The 21,584-nt window shown below is 37.4% G+C and carries 17 protein-coding genes and 2 pseudogenes; all 19 read left to right on the forward strand.

Annotation, left to right across the window (positions count from 1 at the left end; genetic code table 11):
- The 19 genes and pseudogenes from GRFL_RS15030 (at nt 1) to GRFL_RS15110 (ending at nt 21,487) form a co-directional block, all read left to right on the forward strand.
- Nucleotides 1–294: a phosphoribosylpyrophosphate synthetase gene (locus GRFL_RS15030; RefSeq protein WP_083645387.1), complete on the forward strand. Its 294-nt coding sequence runs from the start codon at nt 1–3 to the stop codon at nt 292–294.
- A gap of 18 nt (nt 295–312) precedes the next feature.
- Complete coding sequence (locus GRFL_RS15035; protein WP_083645388.1) at nt 313–2,415, forward strand: copper-translocating P-type ATPase; 2,103 nt, start codon at nt 313–315, stop codon at nt 2,413–2,415.
- Nucleotides 2,416–3,654: an MFS transporter gene (locus GRFL_RS15040; protein WP_083645389.1), complete on the forward strand. Its 1,239-nt coding sequence runs from the start codon at nt 2,416–2,418 to the stop codon at nt 3,652–3,654. It begins immediately after the preceding gene.
- Between the two features lie 371 nt (nt 3,655–4,025).
- Complete coding sequence (locus tag GRFL_RS18245; RefSeq protein WP_236995810.1) at nt 4,026–4,211, forward strand: hypothetical protein; 186 nt, start codon at nt 4,026–4,028, stop codon at nt 4,209–4,211.
- Nucleotides 4,212–5,112: 901 nt separating this feature from the next.
- A complete protein-coding gene (locus GRFL_RS15050) occupies nt 5,113–5,658 on the forward strand; it encodes a DUF3347 domain-containing protein (protein WP_083645390.1) in 546 nt (181 codons plus the stop codon).
- A gap of 32 nt (nt 5,659–5,690) precedes the next feature.
- Nucleotides 5,691–6,185, forward strand: a complete 495-nt coding sequence (locus tag GRFL_RS15055) for a DUF305 domain-containing protein (protein WP_083645391.1) — start codon at nt 5,691–5,693, stop codon at nt 6,183–6,185.
- A 179-nt stretch (nt 6,186–6,364) separates the two neighbouring features.
- Nucleotides 6,365–6,496, forward strand: a complete 132-nt coding sequence (locus GRFL_RS18310; RefSeq protein ID WP_011709062.1) for a hypothetical protein — start codon at nt 6,365–6,367, stop codon at nt 6,494–6,496.
- 24 nt (nt 6,497–6,520) lie between these two features.
- Complete coding sequence (locus GRFL_RS15060; protein ID WP_083645392.1) at nt 6,521–7,837, forward strand: APC family permease; 1,317 nt, start codon at nt 6,521–6,523, stop codon at nt 7,835–7,837.
- 109 nt (nt 7,838–7,946) lie between these two features.
- Nucleotides 7,947–9,626 carry a multicopper oxidase family protein gene (locus GRFL_RS15065; RefSeq protein ID WP_083645393.1) on the forward strand — a complete coding sequence of 560 codons (1,680 nt, stop codon included), beginning with the start codon at nt 7,947–7,949 and terminating at the stop codon, nt 9,624–9,626.
- Nucleotides 9,627–9,709: 83 nt separating this feature from the next.
- Complete coding sequence (locus GRFL_RS15070) at nt 9,710–10,315, forward strand: hypothetical protein (RefSeq protein ID WP_083645394.1); 606 nt, start codon at nt 9,710–9,712, stop codon at nt 10,313–10,315.
- An 11-nt stretch (nt 10,316–10,326) separates the two neighbouring features.
- Nucleotides 10,327–10,524 (forward strand): SHOCT domain-containing protein, encoded by a 198-nt coding sequence (locus tag GRFL_RS15075; RefSeq protein ID WP_083645395.1) that lies wholly within the window; start codon nt 10,327–10,329, stop codon nt 10,522–10,524.
- Nucleotides 10,521–10,906, forward strand: a pseudogene (locus tag GRFL_RS15080) (DUF302 domain-containing protein). Before GRFL_RS15075 ends, GRFL_RS15080 begins: the two are co-directional and overlap by 4 nt.
- A 235-nt stretch (nt 10,907–11,141) precedes the next feature.
- Nucleotides 11,142–11,291: a hypothetical protein gene (locus GRFL_RS18050; protein WP_157493005.1), complete on the forward strand. Its 150-nt coding sequence runs from the start codon at nt 11,142–11,144 to the stop codon at nt 11,289–11,291.
- Between the two features lie 154 nt (nt 11,292–11,445).
- Nucleotides 11,446–12,096, forward strand: a complete 651-nt coding sequence (locus tag GRFL_RS15085) for a DUF2231 domain-containing protein (protein WP_083645396.1) — start codon at nt 11,446–11,448, stop codon at nt 12,094–12,096.
- Between the two features lie 149 nt (nt 12,097–12,245).
- On the forward strand, nt 12,246–13,250 hold the full coding sequence (locus GRFL_RS15090) for a potassium channel family protein (protein WP_083645397.1): 1,005 nt from the start codon (nt 12,246–12,248) through the stop codon (nt 13,248–13,250).
- A gap of 115 nt (nt 13,251–13,365) precedes the next feature.
- A complete protein-coding gene (locus tag GRFL_RS15095) occupies nt 13,366–13,686 on the forward strand; it encodes a four-helix bundle copper-binding protein (protein ID WP_083645398.1) in 321 nt (106 codons plus the stop codon).
- Nucleotides 13,687–13,842: 156 nt separating this feature from the next.
- A pseudogene (locus GRFL_RS15100) lies at nt 13,843–16,442 on the forward strand (heavy metal translocating P-type ATPase).
- Nucleotides 16,443–16,621: 179 nt separating this feature from the next.
- Complete coding sequence (locus GRFL_RS15105; RefSeq protein WP_236995811.1) at nt 16,622–16,939, forward strand: DUF6660 family protein; 318 nt, start codon at nt 16,622–16,624, stop codon at nt 16,937–16,939.
- Between the two features lie 123 nt (nt 16,940–17,062).
- On the forward strand, nt 17,063–21,487 hold the full coding sequence (locus GRFL_RS15110; RefSeq protein WP_083645399.1) for a CusA/CzcA family heavy metal efflux RND transporter: 4,425 nt from the start codon (nt 17,063–17,065) through the stop codon (nt 21,485–21,487).
- Nucleotides 21,488–21,584: the final 97 nt, after the last annotated feature.

Genomic DNA, 21,584 nt, shown 5'->3' on the forward strand with positions numbered 1-21,584 from the left:
ATGAAAAATTACGATACACTTTCTGAAGCCATAAACGATTTACAGGGAAATGGCTATACATATGATTTTAACCTAAAACCAGAATGTTTGGAGTGTGCCTCACTAAAAATTGAAATACACCCAGAAGATTTTAATGTTGACGAGATGCATCGTTTTGAGGGTATGAGCAGTACCGACGATAATAGCATTTTATATGCTATATCCTCCAATGATGGAATTAAAGGACTTCTGGTAGATGCCTATGGCGTCTATGCCGAAAACATTTCGGAAGCTATGAGAAAAAAATTACGATAACACTTAAACAAGACAATAATGGAAAATCACGAACACCACAATCACGATGAAATGGACCATTCTAAAATGGACCATTCGAAGATGAAACACAAAAAAGAAGACCATTCTAAAATGAACCACAAAGGTGGGGACCATTCGGGTCACAATCCGGGTCACGGTCAAATGGGCCACGACCATCATAAAATGATGATTGCCGATTTTAGAAAACGGTTTTGGGTAACCCTTGTACTTACTATTCCCATACTGTTCTTCTCGCCGATGATTCAGGACTTTTTTGGATATGAGTTTTTGCTTCCCGGAAATCCATATATCCTTTTTGCACTTTCCACAATCGTATATTTCTATGGTGGTTGGCCATTTTTAAAAGGATTCTGGTCTGAAATCAAAAAAGGTGCGCCAGGAATGATGACCTTGATTTCTATGGCAATTTCTGTAGCTTATTTTTATAGCACCGCGACCGTATTTGGCTTAAGAGGCGAAGACTTTTTCTGGGAGCTATCAACACTTATAGCCATAATGTTGCTTGGTCATTGGATAGAAATGAAAAGTGTGTTAGGTGCGTCAAAAGCTTTACAGTTACTGGTAAGTATGATGCCTGCGGAAGCGCACAGGGTAAAAGGCGACATCATAGAAGACATCCCTCTTGAAGATTTACTAAAGGATGATGTGATTTTGGTTAAACCAGGTGAAAAAGTTCCTGCTGATGGGATTATAGTAGACGGTTCAAGTTACCTGAACGAATCTATGCTTACAGGCGAATCCAAACCTGTAAAAAAAGATGAAAACGATAAGGTTATTGGTGGTTCGGTAAATGGTAACAGTACCTTAAAAGTAAAGGTTGAGCATACTGGAAAAGATAGCTATCTCAACAAGGTCATCAAAATGGTCGAAGAAGCGCAAAAAACCAAATCCAAGATGCAAAATCTTTCAGACAGGGCTGCAAAATGGTTAACCTATATCGCTTTGGCTATTGGTTTTGGAACATTAGCGGTATGGCTGATTTTAGGCTTTCCATTTGTCTATGCTTTAGAAAGAATGGTTACCGTTATGGTCATTGCTTGTCCACACGCATTAGGTCTTGCCATACCACTTGTGGTTGCTATTTCTACTGCTGTTTCAGCTCAAAACGGGTTATTAATTCGAAATAGGACAGCTTTTGAAGAATCCCGAAAAATATCAGCTTTATTGTTTGATAAAACGGGAACATTGACCAAAGGCGATTTTGGCGTTACTCGAATTGAGTCTGTTAGCGAAACTTATTCATCTGAAGAAATTTTAAGGCTTTCGAGTGCATTGGAACAAAGTTCGGAACATCCTATCGCCGTAGGTATTATTAAAAAAGTCAAAGAAGATAATATGACCATCCCAAAGCCTGAAAACTTTAATGCAATTACAGGTAAAGGCGTTGAGGCCAATGTAGAAGGTAAGCAAGTAAAAGTGGTTAGTCCTGGTTATTTAAGGGATGAAAAAATAACTATTCCCGAAGATGCCTATAGTGACGCCGCTGAAACGGTGGTTTTTGTCTTGATTGATGGAAAACTGGCAGGATATATTGCACTAGCCGATGAAATAAGACCAGAATCTGCCGAGGCTATAAAAGTCTTTAAAAAGAATAATATAAAAGTTTTAATGGCTACCGGTGATAATGAAAGAACTGCCAAAGCTGTTAGCGATAAACTCGGCTTGGATGGATACTACGCCGAAGTTTTGCCACATCAAAAAGTGGAAATAGTAAAAGAATTGGAAAGTAAGGGAGAGTTTGTGGCAATGACAGGAGACGGCGTGAACGATGCGCCTGCACTTGCAAAAGCTGATGTTGGTATTGCCGTTGGTTCAGGTACTGACGTTGCCGCCGAAACAGCAGATATCATTCTGGTCAACAGTAACCCACAGGATATTGCCAACTTAATTCTCTTTGGAAAAGCCACCTACAATAAAATGATTCAGAATTTGATTTGGGCTACAGGATATAATGTAGTGGCTATTCCTTTAGCAGCCGGTGTATTATATTCTTCAGGCTTTGTTTTAGGACCAGCTGTAGGAGCGGTATTTATGAGTTTAAGTACGATTATAGTGGCCATTAATGCGCAACTATTAAAGCGAAAAATCGGTAAAAAATAAATGGACAAAAAAGAAAAACTCAACAGGATATTTTTAATTCTATTGAGTTTGTTTGTAGTGATGTTGGGCTATGGTATATTATTGCCAACCCTTCCTTACTATACCGAAAGATTAGCTTTAAAAGACAATCTTGACACCGACCTTATCAATTTCCATATTGGATTGCTCACAAGCATTTATCCATTTTTTCAGTTACTATTCGTAGTGGTTTGGGGAAAACTATCGGACAGATACGGCAGGAAACCTATTATCATTTGTGGACTAATCGGTTTTGTAATTATGCAATTACTTACTGGCCTAGCCACATCCTTGACAATGCTATATATTGCTCGAATTTTTGGTGGAATTTTTACGTCATCAGTTATTCCAGTTAGCAATGCATATTTAAGTGATATTACATCTGAAAAACGTAGAACAAAAATAATGGCCTGGTCTGGTGTTGCCATTAGCTCTGGTGTTATTTTTGGCCCTGTCATTGGCGGCTTTCTGTCCCAAACTGATATTCATATAAAATATACATTAGGCCTGCTACATTTAGACCGATTTTCAGTGCCCTTTTTATTCGCTGCACTACTAGGATTGATTGTCCTTTTGGTTGTGATGAAATGGTTAAAAAACACCGCTCGCGTACATAAGTTCACAACACGAAAAGTGAGTTTGCGGTTCACATTTACTAAATATTTTATCGTATTACTAGTGCTTTCGTTTGTCTTCCAATTTGTGGTGACGCTATTTGAAACTGTCTTTTCAATCTACGGAAAAGATGAATTAGGATTTAATAGTAATCAAGTTGGTATTGGTTTTATGCTATGTGGTTCAATAATGGCTGTTTTGCAGCCTGTATTTGCCAGTTATGGGGAAAAGATTCTATCTGTGAAAAAGCAAATTGGCATTGGGTTATTCATTTCAGGAATTTCATTAATTGTCTTTCCTTTTTTCAAAAATGAATTTGTTGTGTACGGTTTAATAGTGGTGTTTGCTGCTGGTGCTGCTATGGTCACGCCAAATCTGTTGTCCGCTGTTTCATTAATCTCACAAGAAAATACGGGTAGAAATATTTCTATGCAAAGCTCAACCAATAGCATAGGCCAGATTTTGGGCCCGGTTATAGGAACTTGGTTAGTGGTGGGAGGGTTTTATTATCCATTTATTATTGCTGGTATTATTATTTTGGTTGCTATTGGATTATTATATTTTTTTAACAGTGTCCGGCAAAGAGATACAGATTTGGATTTATAACCTAATTTATTCCAATAGATCTGTCCTCTTTTGAATTTATCTTAAATACCACGGTCCCCTAGAACATTGTTATCTGTGAATCAGGCGGTTTGGTGGTAAGGTGGTCCCATCTCTAGGTTGGATTTTCCAAAAAAACTAAATCATTCGGTACAGGCATAGCATCGAAATAATATTGGACCAGACCCAGATTTTTTTATTTTTTTGCACTATCAACATTAGTAGGCGCACAATCGGCCTGCACAATATTTGTATTTTAAAGGTATTTGAGCTGTTCCTATGAAAAATATTTCAGCGGGAAATTCTGCTTGATAAAAAAAATCAACTGATTCTATAATAAATTCTTGTTTTACAAGGTTTTAAATCTTAACTGTATGGCAAATTTAAAGATTATTTTGAGAAAAAACATGAAAAAGAAAGAAGGAAGAATACCTCTGGCCTTAAGAATTAGCCAAAATTATAAAACGAATTATGTCTGGCGAGAACAATCTGTTTTTGAAAAAGATTGGGATGACGTTTCTGGTAAGATAAAAAGACTCATCCGGATTTTAAGAAGTTAAATAACTTTTTGATGAAAAGGAAGTTTGAAGTCAATGATAATTATTTCAATTCCAAGAAAAAATTATTCCGAAGCAAATAAAACAAAAATTAAAAGGGCAGATGGTTCTAAATCATTCTTTGCCAATGCCACCGAACATATTCAGAATAAATATGACCCCAGAGTTATTCAGTTGCTAAAGCGCTATAATATATAATATTTAAGAATTTATTGACTAGTCCTGAATAAAGCTAGGATTATAATTGATTACTATCGCCCAGATAAGAAATTAAATAACGGATATTTATTCCCTTTTTTACGGGAAGTAGATCAAACCCAAGCTGAACGAATTTATACAAGGACAAAGAGCACCACTAAACTTCTCAATAAATATTTAAAAAGAATAGCTAAACTCTGTGGCATTGATAAAACATTATCGAATCATATAGCCCGTCATAGTTTTGGAAATATTGCAGGTGATAGAATTCACCCTTTAATGCTGAAAAAATTATATAGACATAGTGATTTAAAAACCACTTTAAATTATCAGGCAAATTTTATCCATAGGGATGCTGATGAAGCTTTGGATAGTGTTATCAATTTTTGATTTGGTAATTTGAAATTTATTATTCCTTCTCCATAGAATCTATAATTCATTTCTTATAAAATGTCACTTTTTTGTTAAATAAACTTAATTGTGAAAGTTTTTCCCATAAAAACATAAGAAATTGATTTCATCGATTTTTAATTTTGCTATTCCTTAGAAGCAAGCTCACTTTAATTAACCTTTAGCTAAAATATATTTATCTCTCTCAATTCAATCGATGTTGAGAATTATAACAAATACTACAATTTTTTAATTAATTTAAATAAATAGAGGTGTAAAAAAATCAACCTAACCAATTAACCAAACCATTAATATTATGAGATCTATCATTAAGTTGGGAATTGCTCCCTTATTAGTTTTACTATTAGCTTCCTGTGTGGATAAAAAAGAAACCCAATCTGTCGAAGTAAACACGCCTCAGGAAGTGAAAAAAAATGAAGAAAAAACCGCAGATGTTGCCGATCAGGATTTTATAGATGGTATGACGGGGAAGATCTGGCATAACTATCTTGAAATCAAAATGGCACTTACCAATGATGACTCCGGCCAGGCAAAGGATGCGGCGAAAAGTATGGTCGATTCTTTCTCAGAAGATCGTGCAGAATTAAAATCAATTGCTGCGCAGTTGGGAGACACTGACGATATTGAGGAGCAGAGAAGGTTATTTTCAAAGTTTACAGAATTGGCTGGGCCTATGTTTGAGGAAGCCCTATCCGGTGGGACCATTTACAAGAAATTCTGTCCTATGGCTTTTAATAATGATGGTGCATACTGGTATGCTGATGTAGAGGAGATTAAAAATCCATATTTCGGTGATAAAATGCTGAATTGTGGTTCCGTAAAAAAAACTATAGAAAAGTAAAATTTCCCAATAAACCTTAAAAACCCAATTAGATGAATTCAGAAAATAACAATAACCACAAGTCTGGTGGAAGCAATTATGGTCGGTTTTTCCTAATGCTTGGTCTGTCCTTTTTAGCTATGTATATCACGATGTACATGAATACATATGAGTTTGACCATGTATATTTTAGTTTAACCCGCTTTTATATGACCTGTTTGGGAATTGCAGCTATGGCAGTGATCATGTTATCTCTTATGCTGAAAATGTATAAAAACAAAAAAAAGAACATCGCTATTTATATTGGTAGCCTGGTGTTATTTATTTCGGCCTTAGGTCTTGTAAGAGCACAACGACCTATCATTGGGGATATTTTATATATGAAGGCTATGATCCCCCACCATTCCATTGCGATATTAACCAGTAAAAGGGCAGATATTAAAGATCCTGAAACCAAAAAACTAGCCGAGGAGATCATTGAAGCACAGAAACGCGAAATTGCCCAAATGAAGAAGATCATTTATCGACTGAAAAACGAGGAGAATTAATCTGAATATTTTACAGCTCTTACATTAAGGAAGGAAATCTCTTGGAGAGAGTGAAGTTAAAAATTAAGAAAATTATATGCGAGAACTGATAAAAATGAATTTGCTAGATCTCTTTCTTATGGGAGTAAGTACAGTTTTTAGTCAACAGGAAAGACGAATACCAGATAGATTTTGGCTGGGTGAATGATCTTCCTGAAGGTTCAAATTTTGAAAATGAAACTATCTGGCAAGTGGGGATGGAATATGTAGTGAGCAAAACAATCCAGGTAATTGGTAGTTATGATAACCGCTTTGGGGCGGGACCGGTTTAGAAATCTGGTTTTAAGATATACAATATGTCAAATTACAAAAAAAACAGTTTAAGTCTGATAGGAGCCATTTCTATGGGTACCAATGTTATGATTGGTGCAGGAATCTTTGCGCTTCTTGGTCAAGTGGCAGAACTTTCTGGTGAGTATTTTCCAATAGCTTTTATTGTGGGTGGAATTATATCAGGATTTAGTGCTTATTCCTATAACAAGATGTCTAATGCGTATCCATCTGCAGGAGGTATCGCCATGTATTTGGAGAAAGCATATGGAAAGGGACTTGTAACTGCTTTTGCAGCTTTACTGATGACGTTCTCTATGATTATTAATGAAAGTCTGGTGGCCAGGACCTTTGGTAGTTATACTTTGCAATTGTTCGATGCGCCAAAAGACAGTTATCTCATTCCCGTTTTAGGAGTAAGCTTACTCATTTTAGCCTTTGTAATTAACATTTCAGGTAATAAAGTAATAGGGAAATCCTCCCTAGCCATGGCGATCCTCAAAACCGGTGGATTATTGATCTTTGCCGGAGGAGCTATATATGCTTCGGGTTTTGTAGTATCAGATTTAGTACCTTCAGGAGATACCGGCGGGGAAAGGGGAGTTATGGAATATCTTGGAGCACTTGCCTTATCGATCCTCGCTTATAAGGGTTTTACGACGATCACCAACAGTGGAGGTGAAATTGTTAATCCGCATAAAAATGTAAGCAGGACCATTGTCATATCTTTATTGATCTGCGGGGTGACCTATTTACTGGTTTCCTGGGGGGTTATTTCCAATTTAAGTATTCCTGAAATAATTGAAGCAAAGGATTATAGTCTTGCGGAAGCATCGAGGCCTTTATTTGGCCAATTTGGTTTATGGTTTACGGTTTCTATAGCCATAATCGCTACGATTTCAGGGGTTATTGCCAGCGTATTCGCGGTGTCAAGAATGACGGCTATGCTTACCGATATGAAGCTAATCCCACATAGCCATTTTGGCATGAAAGGAAGTATTCAAAAGCATATGCTGGTGTATATTATAGTAATTGCTATTGTGCTTACTATCTTTTTCGATCTTTCCAGGATAGCCTCTCTTGGGGCAATTTATTACTTGGTTATGGATATTATTATTCACTGGGGGGTGCTTACCAAAATGAGAGAAGATATAAAGGCGAAAGCTTGGATCGTAATTAGTGCCATAATTCTGGATCTAGTGGTATTAAGTTCTTTTGTTTTTATTAAAATAGAAAGGGATCCTGCACTTATTTGGATAGCATTTGGTTCTATGTTGCTCATTTTTCTAGGTGAAAGATGGTTTTTAAATCGAAAACTTCCGGAAAAAGGGTTGACGAATTAGGAGCTGTTAGTTTGTTACGACTTTTAAGTTGTCTAAGTATCTAAAATTTAAGCGGGGCTTTAACCTTCCTTGTGCTGAAATTTTTACGAATGCAATTCAAAATAATATAATGATAAAAAAAAACGTAAACAGAAGGAATTTTATACAAACTGCAAGCCTGGCAGCTGCAGGTTTCTATGTAATGCCTTTTTTTGCCTCCTGTAAATCGGATGCCTCCACCCGGCATCCCGAGACCGTAAATAAAATGAACAAGGATTTTATTGCCGATTTAGATCTACAACTTACCGCATTACCTTCCCAGACCGGCATCTATCCAGAAAGTAGTACCAAAACATATTCCTATAGAGCATCTATTATAAAAGGTAGTGAAGGTAATTTACAAAATATAGAGGGTAGCTATTTAGGACCTGTTATTCGGGTAAAAAAGGGCGATAAGGTTAGGGTGAGGTATGAAAACCAGATTCCGGCCGAATCTATTGTACATTGGCATGGCCTGCACGTGTCTCACGAGAATGATGGCCACCCAGAGCATGTAATAAGTGAAGGCGAAACCTATTATTATGAATTTGAAGTGATGAACAGGGCTGGAACGTATTGGTTTCACCCACATCCGCATAAACATACAGGGGAACAGGTATATAAGGGACTGGCAGGATTGTTTATCGTATCTGATAAAGATGAAGAAAAATTAAATTTACCCCAGGGTGAATATGATATTCCCGTGGTAATCCAGGACAGGACTTTTAATGATAATAGGCAGCTCCAATACCTAGGTGATGGAGAGATGGATCGAATGCAGGGTTTTTTAGGTGAGCAAATATTGATCAATGGTAAAATTGATAATACCCTGAACCTGGGCGCAAACGGGAAATATCGTTTAAGGCTCTTAAACGGTTCCAATTCCCGTGCCTATAAATTGGCATGGGATCACGGCGAAGCGATAACCGTATTGGGTGTAGATGGAGGTTTGCTTAAAGCGCCAAAAAGAATGCCTTATTTAATGCTAGGGCCGGCCCAGCGGATAGATGTTTGGTTGGATTTATCTCAACAGTCAGAAAATAGTCGTATTAAACTGGTCCATTTACCTATCCCACTGGAGATGATGGGTGGTGGCATGATGAATGGCGGGATGATGGGAAATAGCAGTAGCAATCACTTGCCTTATGACACTCAGTTTGATATTCTGGAAATAAAGGTGGGGGCTTCCGCAGAAAACAATGCTCAATTACCTGGTGAGCTCAGTTCTTTCAATACATTGGCAGCCACAGATGCCATTAATAAAAACAACCCCAGAACTTTCACTTTTGCTATGGGCGGAATGATGAAATGGACCATTAATGGGCGTATCTATAACGGCACTGAAGTAGCCGAAGAAGAGACTGTGAAATTAGATACTACCGAAATCTGGCGTATCAATAATGGAAACCAGTTTTCTTCAGATTCTGATGATGACAGCGGAATGATGGGTCGAGGAATGCATGGCAATGGTGGAATGATGGGCGGTCAGGGAGGCATGGGTAATATGATGCAAATGCCACACCCGGTTCATATTCACCAGCTACAATTCAATATTCTTAACCGGAAGACTGAAGAAGTAGACCAGAAACTCTGGGAGCTTACTAAAGACGGTTTTATTAACGAAGGCTGGCAGGACAGTGTTTATCTATTGCCAGGTATGCAAATGGATTTGATCATGCGATTTGAAGATTTTAAAGGATTGTTTCTCTACCATTGCCACAATCTGGAGCATGAGGATATGGGCATGATGAGAAACTTTAAAATAGTTTAGCAAATACCGGAATCGAGGTTATCCTTGAAAGCTTAGTATTATTTAAAACAAAAACTTTTATCAACCATTTAAAACAAATTACAATGAAAACAATTTTAAAAGTAACTTTTTTAGTAGGAACTATTGCGACATTCATAAGTTGTAATGCAACTTTTAATGCCAGCGAAGCGATGGAAACACAGCAAAACAGAAATGCGGTTTATCAGGAAATCATCAGCAATCCGGCTCAATTCAATGAGCTTTTGGATCTGGCTGCCAACAATGAAATGGCAAAGAAAACATTGATGCAGAACCATATGCAAATGATGGAATCAGGGAAAATGGAAGCCATGATGAAGAAGAATCCTGAGATGAAGGAGAAAATGAAAAAAATGATGCAGGAAAAGATGGAAAAAGATCCCGAAATGAAAGAAATGATGGGGAAAATGATGATGAAGAAAATGAAGGAAAATCCAGAAATGAAAGAAAAAATGATGCATGAGATGATGCATTCCATGGAGAAAGATCCTGAATTCAGAAAAAAAATGATGCAGGGAATGATGAAAAAAATGAAAGAAAACCCTGAAATGATGAAGGAAATGATGGAAAAAATGCATGACGATCCTGAAATGATGGAAAAAATGAAACAACATATGGACAAATCCAAAAAAGAAGGGGAGAAGCATAAAGACCATAAACAGAAACCATAATTTTTGAAATTATGATGATGTACTGGTGGATTTTAATAGGAGCTGTTGTTCTGGCCGCGATTTTATTGCCCGTTAGTCGTTGGAAAACAAAGAATGAAAACAACCTCGAAGAGCCTTTGCAAATCCTTAAAAAAAGGTATGCAAAAGGTGAAATAAGTAAAGACGAGTTTGAAGAGCAAAAAATTATTCTTAAAAAAAACAGATCATGAATTACTATTTTAATAAACGATAAAAGGAGATTTTGAGCAGGTACTCGAAAAAGTTACCCAGGAACTCGAAAAAGAAGGTTTCGGGGTTTTAACCGAAATCAATGTTACCGAGACTTTAAAGAAGAAACTGGATGTAAATTTTAGGAATTATCGCATTCTGGGGGCTTGTAACGCTCCTTATGCGCATAAAGCATTAAAAGCAGAAGATAGGATTGGTACCATGCTACCATGCAACGTTATTGTTCAGGAAAAGGAAGCCGGGGAGATAGAAGTAGCCGCAGTTAACCCTATAGCTTCTATGCAGGCCGTTGATAATGGAGATTTGGGTGAGATAGCCGAAGAGATTAAGGAGAAACTGGAAAAAGTTATTCATAATCTATAGTTTTTATTGATTAGCTGTTTTTCTATCTTAAAAGTGCTTTTATCATCCTGTCCTGATGTTTAGGTAGTTTTAAGGTCGGCAAATTACCCTGATTTATCTTGAAATAAGATTCTGAACCGGGTCCAGAAAGAAGTTATTTTTCAGTTAAAAATACGTTACATACAAGCAATATTTTAATAAACCTTTAAAAATAAATATCATGAAAAAATTAAGAATTCTAATGTTGGTCTAATTTGTGGGAGCTTTTAATCTTACGATGCTCTCCTGCAGGGAAACTACTGAAGATGACCACGTTGATATGGAAATGGAACATGGAGAAATGGAAGATGATGATATGGAAATGGGTCATGATGAGTCTATGGACCATGACGATGAACATGAATAATAAGTTTGAGGAAAATGGAGGGATGGTCTTAAGTATTAATTAGTTGAATTTCTTTTTCTCCCTCCTTTTCTTTCATTTTTAGCTTCTGTAATTATTACTTAATCAGGCCAATTATAATAGGAGACAGGTATTGGTTATTTTAAAATTAAATTTTATGAAAAAAACCGTTCTTATATTTTTTTTGATGTTCTTACCCATACTGGGAGGGGCACAGGATGATGAGCACTATCATCATAACCATGAAGAAGATACGATCCAACAGGTTGACACTATAGATCTGGAGAAAGAAGTTAATGCATCAACCAAACTTGAAAATAATCAGGATAAACCAGTTAAAGCTAATCTGGATGACTTTCCTAACCTGCATCCTTTAGTAGTACATTTTCCAATAGTACTTTTACTTTTAGGTGGGATATTACAATTAATTCAGCTTTTTGTACTTAAAAGGAACCTGGACTGGGTTATTCTTTTATGTGTCGGGACTGGTTTTATTGGAGCATATATTGCCGGAGTATATGCCCACCCTCATACCCACGATCTATCTGAGATTGCTAAAAAAGTACTTGAACAACATGATAGGTATGCTGAATGGACCATCTATGCAAGTGCTTTAGGGGCTGTTTTAAAACTGGGAAGTCTTTTTCTTTTAAGGGAAAATAAGATTTTTGAAATATTGGTCTTCCTTGTTCTGGGATTTGCAGCCTATTCGGTTTCAGAAGCAGGACATTATGGTTCCCAGCTGGTATATATAGAAGGAGTGGGACCTCAAGGTGAATATCTCGAATCTGAAGGTCATGGACACTAAAACCTGTATTTTCCTACTTATATCATTTACTAAACATGGTTAGATATGGGTTTACAAAATAACTATACTTAAAAGTTAACCGTTACTAGTGTAATTTATATTGACAGGATTAAATTCTATTTAAAACGATTTGAGTAATAATTAATGATATGGCAATATTTCTGGCTTTAGGGCTCATTATTTATATAGCTACAGTACTGGATATTCTTCAAACAACATTGTCCATGCAAGGAGGAGGTTGGTTAACTAGCAGGTATTCTCATTTCTTCTGGAAGCTTTTTCTTTTCCTTTCAGGTAAGAACGGGAAGTCTAAAATTCTGGCACATGCAGGATATTTCTTACTGATTGCCATTGTACTTATTTGGGTGTTGTGCCTATGGCTGAGTCTGGTTTGTATCCTTTACTCTCAGCCTGGAGCTATTATAGATAGCACTACTAAAGTTGCGGCCAATATCTGGAAAATTATATACTATAGCGGTTTTACGCTTTCAACCCTGGGAATGGGGGATTATGTGCCTTCCGGGGATATATGGAGAGTATTGACGAGTATTTATTCATTCACGGGGCTTATTCTACTCACCATGTCTGTCACTTATTTTATACCGGTATTGTCTGCGGTAATAGATCAGCGCAAACTTGGTATTACGTTGGGTACGCTTGGAAGCAGCCCTGAGGAAATTGTTCTTACATCTTGGAATGGGAAGAATTTTGAACCACTTATCAGTAAAGTAGATGCTTTATCAGATTCTATTATCAAATACAGTCAGCAACATCGTGCCTACCCGGTAATTCATTATTTTCATAATACCAAAGAGAAAAGCGCGATTATCCTTCAGCTAGCAAGACTTTACGAAGCTTTATTGATCATTTCAAACCAGGTGGACAAAGATAAAAGACCGGAATTTCAGAAGATCAAACCACTGTTGATCGCCTACGAAAATTATTTTGAGGTACTTTCTGAAGTTACCCATATGACTGTGGAACCATCAGCACCTCCCGTTCCGGGTATCAAGAAGCTCTTAGATGCAAAACTAATTATCAATCTAAGTAAAAATGGTTTTTCAGGCGAAATAGAACACAACAGGCGAACTTTTATGACACTGGTACAACAGGATGGCTGGAACTGGGAATTGGTGGATATAAAAAATTCCTAATTATCAACATCTCAAAGTTAAAATCATTTAAAACTGAAAGGTCTTAGCATAATTCTGTAAGCGAATTTGAAGACTCATACTTAATTTAGATGAATCAACAATAAATTAATATATTATGAGAAATGAAAAATTAATTAAGGCTTTAGGAAATTGTATTAATCATTGTAATTATTGTGCAGATGCCTGTCTGGATGAAGACAATGTTAAAATGATGAAAGATTGTATAAGACTGGATAGGGTATGTGCAGAAGCTTGCTCTTCTTTAAGCCAGATCTTAGCAACTAAGTATGATGATGTTCAGGATCTGGTAGATTATTGTAAAAAGCTTTGTCAGGCTTGTGCGGATGAATGTGAAAAGCATGATCATCAACATTGTAAAGATTGCGCAAAGGCCTGTAGAGAGTGCGTAAGTGCTTGTGAGGCTTATACAGCTTAATAGTATTACCGCCTGAGATTTAATCTATTAATTTTAGGCGTTTTTTAATTCACTAGATTTAAATCAAATCGAAATTTCTTTCTTTCATCACTCCCTTAACTTTACAAAGTTTAATATCGTCTGAAATTCCTAATTCAGTAAGTTTAAATCAAAAAGATGAAACATACTTATAAAATTACTGGTATGACCTGCAATGGTTGCAGGTCACATGTAGAAAAATCCTTAAACGAAGTCAATGGAGTCACTAAGGTTTCTGTTGATCTAAATAAGGAAGAAGCAGTGATTGAAATGAAGGAACATATTTCTTTGGAGAGATTTGAGCGTGCCTTAGAGGGAAGTAATTATAATATAATGATGCCGGGAAATACAGAGCAATCTGCCGGACAACTGATGAAACATTCTTATAAGATTACGGGAATGACCTGTAATGGCTGCAGATCTCATGTTGAAGAAACCTTAAATACGGTGTCAGGTGTTGTAAATGCTGCTGTAAATCTTGAAAAAGGGGAGGCAGAGATCAGTATGAAAGAACACATTAAACTTGATGTTTTTGAAAAAGCCCTACAAGAGCACGGAGGAAATTATCATATCATGCTCCCCGGGGAGGAACAAGCAAAGCATAAGCATCAGTCTGAAGATAAAACACCAAAAGGTAAAGGAACCGGCACATGGTATTGTCCCATGCATTGCGAAGGAGAAAAAACTTATGATAAACCTGGCGATTGCCCGGTCTGCGGAATGGATCTGGTGGAGCAAATGGATTTGAGTTCTCCTTCTTCAGAAGGGGATGAATATACCTGTCCCATGCATCCTGAAATAATAAAAGATGAACCAGGAGATTGTCCTATTTGCGGGATGGATTTGGTTCCCAAAGAACCACAGAAGTCTGCTGAGGAAAAAGGTTATAAAACACTTTTGAAGAAATTCTGGATCGCAGTAGCATTTACACTTCCTATTTTCCTGATAGCGATGTCTGAAATGATTCCCGATAATCCAATGTATGACCTGGCAGATATGAAGATTTGGAACTGGATACAGTTCGGACTTTCCCTGCCGGTGGTTTTTTATGCAACCTGGATGTTTTTTGAACGTGCTTACAGGTCCATTAAAACATGGAATCTGAATATGTTTACCCTAATAGGTATCGGAGCGGGGGTAGCCTGGATATTCAGTGTGTTTGGTATGCTATTCCCCAATTTTTTTCCTGATCAGTTTAAGACGGAATGGTTGATGGGTTAGAAGAAACAATTTCCGTAGATAAGATTCAGAAAGGGGATGTTCTAAGAGTAAAGCCCGGCGATAAAATCCCGGTAGACGGGATCATCAAAAAAGGCAAATCCAGTATCGATGAATCCATGATCACAGGGGAACCGATTCCTGTAGATAAACAGGAAGGCGATAAAGTAAATTCCGGTACCATAAATGGCAATCAAAGTTTCACCATGACTGCTGAAAAAGTAGGAAATGAAACTCTGCTTGCGCAAATCATAAAAATGGTAAATGATGCCAGCAGGTCACGGGCGCCTATCCAAAAACTGGCTGATAGAATCTCAGCCTATTTTGTGCCTATCGTGGTAATTATTTCTGTAGTAACCTTTACTGTATGGGCAATCTATGGCCCCGATCCTGCCTATGTTTATGCGCTTGTAAATGCTATTGCGGTATTGATCATTGCCTGTCCCTGTGCTTTAGGTCTGGCTACACCCATGTCTGTGATGGTAGGAGTTGGTAAAGGTGCAAAAAACGGGGTTTTGATTAAGAACGCCCGTGCGCTGGAAGAAATGAACAAGATCGATGTGCTTATAATAGATAAAACAGGAACTATCACCGAGGGTAAACCTTCCGTAGAAAAAGTTGTTTCGGTTTCTTCAGAATATTCTGAAAAGGAGCTCACCCGCCTTATCGCTTCTGTAAATGCACAAAGTGAACATCCGCTGGCTAATGCAACTGTTAATTATGCGAAATCGGAAAAAATTAAATATGGCGAAGCTTCAGAATTTAATTCGGTTACCGGGAAAGGAGTTACGGCCAATTTTGAAGGAAAACAACTGGCGCTTGGAAATGAAAAATTAATGCAGGCTAAAAATGCTGAAATTTCAGAAGAAATAAATAATCAGGTTACTGCGGAACAGGAAAAAGGGAAAACAGTTTCATATCTGGCAATAGATTCAATTATTGTAGGATTTGTAACCATTTCAGATAAGATAAAAAAAACCAGCAGGGAAGCATTATTCGAACTTCAAAATGAAGGTATTAAGGTGATCATGCTTACCGGAGATAATGAGAAAACAGCTTCAGCCGTGGCAAAGGAATTAAACCTGGCTGATTTTAAAGCGGGTATGATCCCGCAGAATAAAATGGAGGAAGTAAAAAAACTCCAGGCGGAAGGTAAAAAAGTGGCCATGGCTGGAGATGGTATTAATGATGCACCTGCACTAGCACAGGCGGATATTGGCATCGCTATGGGTACAGGAACCGATGTAGCGATTGAAAGTGCCGAGGTCACTCTGGTAAAAGGAGATTTAAAAGGAGTGCTTAAGGCAATCAAACTCAGCGAAAAAGTAATGCGGAATATTAAAGAGAACTTGTTTTTTGCTCTTATTTATAACACCCTGGGTGTGCCAATTGCTGCGGGTGTATTATATCCATTCTTTGGGTTATTACTTTCTCCTATGATCGCGGCTCTGGCCATGAGTTTTAGCTCGGTTTCAGTTATTGCCAATGCCTTGAGGTTAAGAGGAGCAAAATTGTTGTAGAATATATTTAATCTAATTTTAGTGAGAGACACACGGATTATTTATAGTTATACGAAAATAGGATATCGAAAAATTTTAGTAACATATTAAACCATATAAAAATCTTCGATTCATTCTGCGTACCGGGCTTTTGCACACCCTGTGCATGTCTATTTGATTATCTTTGTAATGTGAAAATAATGGCACTCATATTATCGCTTTACGTACTCGGACTTAATTTATTAGCCTGTAATGATAATGATACTTCTCAGTTGAATTCTGATTCAGAAGTAACAGTGATTGCTGCCCAGGATTTAGATTTCGACCATTCACATGATAAAGTAGTGGATTTATGCCCTCCTTTTTGTAGTTGTCATTGCTGCCATGTTCACACAGTAGATTTTGGTTCCTCACACTTCGAGCCTTTAATTGTGGAAATTCCATCTAAAGCTTTTGCTCATTTTGACAGTTCAGCGGAAGAACCTATTCTTTCCTTTTTAGATCCTTCAAAAGTTTAATTCAGTTTTCAAAGGATAGTTATATCCTTTCCTGTCCTGAAGTCCTATAACTTCTTCAGACCAGTATATCGACTCTCTCTACTTAGGGAATATCGAGATGTTTAACTGAATTAATTTTTTTATATGATCAATAGAATCATTTCATTTTCCATTAATAATAAATTTATTATTGGACTACTCACCTTGGCACTTATAGGTACGGGGATTTGGTCCATGTCTACCGTAAATCTGGGATCGGTACCAGATATTACTAACAATCAGGTTCAGGTGATCACCCAATCACCTAATCTTGCAACAGAAGATATTGAACAATTTGTAACCTATCCCGTAGAACTTTCGATGGGTAATTTACCTGGGGTTACAGAAATTCGGTCTATCTCACGCTTTGGCCTTTCGGTAGTAACTATTGTTTTCAAAGATGATATGGGAACCTATCTTCCACGTCAACTAGTACAGGAAAAGCTTAATGAATTAGGAGAGACCATTCCTGATAAATTTGGAAGTCCTGCTATGGGGCCAATTTCAACTGGCTTGGGTCAAATTTATGAATACACCATAAAGCCAAAAGAAGGATACGAAACTGAATATTCCCCCATGGAACTGCGAACTATTCAGGACTGGATAGTGAAAAGGCAACTAACTTTACTGGAAGGTGTGGTGGAAGTGAATTCTTTTGGTGGTTCCATAAAGCAATATGAGGTAGCAATTAACCCAGAGAAATTAAACAGTATGGGTATAAGTATCTCTGAAGTTTATGAGGCGCTGGCACGGAACAATGTGAATACCGGTGGGGCTTATATCGAGAAAAATAAAATGTCAAATTTTATTAGGGGTGAGGGCTTAATCCGTTCACTGGAGGATATCAAGAAAATTGCGATTACCACGGAAAATGCAATCCCAATAACGATTGGTGATGTTGCGGAAAATGTTCAGTTTGGAAATCAGGTACGTTATGGAGCTTTTACCCAGGATGGGGAGGAAGCCGTCGGAGGAATCATCATGATGCTGAAAGGTGCGAATCCTAACGCAGTCATTCAGGATGTCAAGGATCGTATGGCTGAAGTCGAGAAGTCCCTTCCTGAAGGTTTGACCATAGCACCGATAATTGACCGAAGTGAATTAATAGCACGAACAACCGACACCGTTAAAACAAATTTACTGGAAGGAGCTTTAATCGTGATCTTCGCCCTGGTAATATTACTAGGTAGTTTAAGAGGTGGACTTATAACAGCTACCACCATTCCATTATCACTTCTTTTCGCTTTTATATTGATGAAGCAATTCAATGTATGGGCCAATCTAATGAGTTTGGGGGCAATCGACTTCGGAATTATAATAGATGGTGCAGTGATTATAATTGAGGGTACGGTATATGAAATACAAAAACGGATTAGATCTGGAAAAGTAAAATTCAATCAGGCGAAAATGGATGAGGTAGCCTATGATGCAGGAAGTACGATGATGGGTTCTGCATTTTTTGGACAAATTATAATTCTTATCGTATTTACACCCATTCTTTTCCTTACCGGGGTGGAAGGTAAAATGTTTAAGCCGATGGCTTACACCTTTGGTTTTGCCATGATAGGTGCTATCTTCTTATGTCTTACCTACGTGCCTATGATGTCAGCCTTATTCATGAAACCAATTCAGAATAAAAAGAACTGGTTTGGAAAATTTGAACGCTGGCTGGAGAAAATAAGTGACAAGATAATTGGCGGAATACAAAAAGTATACATGCCTTTATTGAAAGGAGCATTAAAATTGAAGCTCATCGTTATTGGATCTGCCGCTATTTTACTTGTGATAGCCGGTTTCCTCTTTTCGAGAATGGGAGGAGAATTTGTGCCTCAATTAGATGAAGGGGATATTGCGATGCAGGCATTAATAAGACCAGGAAGTTCATTAACAGAGTCCATTGAAGTTTCTAAAAAAATAGAGAACATACTCTTAGAAAACTTTCCTGAAATTAAAACGGTAACGGCTAGGATTGGAGTAGCTGATATTCCCACAGATCCCATGCCAATGGATATTGCCGATATGTACCTAATCCTGGAAAAAGACAAAGACAAATGGGAATCTTCTGAAACCAAGGAAGGGCTTATTGAACTGATCAAGGAAAAACTAAATGAAGAGCTTACAGGGGTAAATTTAGTGTTTACGCAACCCGTAGAATTGAGATTTAATGAGTTATTAGAAGGGGTTCGAGAAGATATTGCGGTAAAGTTATATGGTGAAGATTTAGAAGTATTGTCAGAAAAGGTACAGGAAATGGCCAATATTATCCAAACCGTACCTGGAGCTGGTGATGTGAATGCTGAAAGAACCTCCGGTCTCCCACAAATGACTGTTAGATTTAACCGTGATAAAATTGCCCAATACGGACTGGATATTCAGAAAGTCAATGATTATATAAGTACTGCTTTTGCTGGAGGAACGGCCGGGGTCATTTTTGAAGGTGAAAAGCGGTTCGATTTAGTTGTAAGATTTGATGAAGATCATAGAAAGAATATAGATGATTTGCGTGGCATGTATATCGACCTTCCAGATGGAACCCAGGTACCAATCAAAGAAATAGCAGATATTGAATACGTTCCTGGACCTATGCAAATTTCAAGAGATGATACCTACAGAAGAACCTATGTGGGTGTAAACGCCCGGGGAAGGGATGTAGAGTCTGTAGTGAACGATATCCAGCAAAAATTAGATGAGGAATTAGAATTGCCACCCGGTTATTATATTACTTATGGAGGGGAGTTCGAAAACCTTCAGAGTGCCAAAGATCGATTAGTGATTGTGGTACCGATAGCCTTATTCCTGATTTTCGTGCTTCTATATTTTGCCTTAAAATCTTTTTCCCAATCCATTATGATCTATATGGCGATACCATTGGCTGCTATCGGAGGTGTTTTTGCACTTTGGTTAACATTTAGCATTTCCGCAGGTGTAGGCTTCATTGTACTATTTGGAGTTGCAGTTTTAAACGGATTGGTACTAATAAATAGATTCAATTCTTTAAAAGAAGAAGGAGTAACCAGTATAAAAGATAGAATTTTTACAGGAACCAAAGAACGAATACGACCTATTATGTTAACAGCAACGACAGATATTTTCGGTTTTTTACCAATGGCATTCTCCACATCTGCAGGTGCAGAAGTTCAACAACCACTTGCTACAGTAGTTATTGGTGGTATGCTTACGGCTACACTGCTTACCCTCGTTGTATTACCAGTATTATATACATTCGTGGAAAGAAATCGAGAGAAAAAAGAACACCATAAATTAGGTTCTTCCAATAGGCGATTTTTAGCTACGATTTTGATAATTGGCTTGATGTTAGGCGGGACCTTTTCCGTAAATGCACAATCTGATGCTGTTTCATCTGAATATCCACAACAGGATACTTTACAGACCATAAGTTTGAAAAAAGCCCGCGAAATAGCCATCAAAAACTTTCCTCAGCTAAAAGCTGCCCAGCTTGAAATTGAAAGCGAAGAAGTACTGCGTAAAACTGCCTATGATTTTGGGAATACCCAAATCTTTACAGGAAAAGAAGAGGTAGGAAATGGTTCTGATGGGATCTATACGCAAATTGGTGTTCAACAACAAGGCATAGATGTTTTTGGAATTGCCCCTCGGTTAAAATTGCAAAAAGAAAGGGTGGCACTTGCTGAAAATGCTTTAGAACTAAATACTTTAGAAGTGGAACGTGAAGTAAGCAGGGCCTGGGCTTCAGTTTATACAAGTAAAAAGAGGTATCGGGTATATAAGAAAATGGATTCAATTTTTGAAGACATTGAAAGAGCTGCACGAATCAGGTATGAAACAGAAGCTACCTCTAAACTGGAGTATCTTGCTACTTCAAATCAGGGGAATGAGGTGAAAATACAGTTAGAACAAGCTTATAGAGATTACCTGAGATCATTACAACGTTTAAATTTATGGTTTGTTAGTGATACGATCTATGATGTGCCAGATTTACCTTCCGAAGCATTAGATGAACCTTTAAACTTTCTGATAGAGTCGCTCAAATCGCATCCGGCTCTTGAAGTTTCAGGACAGAGAGTGAATGTTGCAAAAGCGGTTACCAGAGAACGAAAATCTGAATTTCTACCTAAATTTCAGGGACAGTATGCCAGGCAGGAAATTAATGGGCAATCGGGCTTCTTCCAATATCAAATAGGAATCCAAATTCCGTTATTTTTTGGACCTGAATTAGGACGTACCCAGGAGGCAAAAGTAAATAGACAGATTGCAGAGCAAAATTTTTACCAGGATAAACTCGAGCTCGAAACTGCCTATAAAAATATGCGAGAAGAATTCATAAAATGGAGAAACTCATGGAATTATTATAGGGATGAAGCGCTTCCCTTGGCTAAGGAGCAACAAGAAGGATCAGTATTGGCATTTAAGGAAGGTGCTATAGATTACGTAACCTTCCTTCAAAATATAAGAAATGCTATTAGAATCGAGATAAACGCATGGAGTGCTTTTGATGATTATCTCGATAGTCGTTATCAGCTCGAATATTACCTCGAAAAATCAAATTAAAAAATACCTAAGAAAAACGATATGAATAGAAGATCAATAAATATTTTAATGCTTGCCTTATCACTTACATTGTTTTTGGGGTGTGAAGAAAATTCTA

Origin of the sequence: Christiangramia flava JLT2011 (genome assembly GCF_001951155.1) — a bacterium.
Lineage (GTDB): Bacteria > Bacteroidota > Bacteroidia > Flavobacteriales > Flavobacteriaceae > Christiangramia > Christiangramia flava.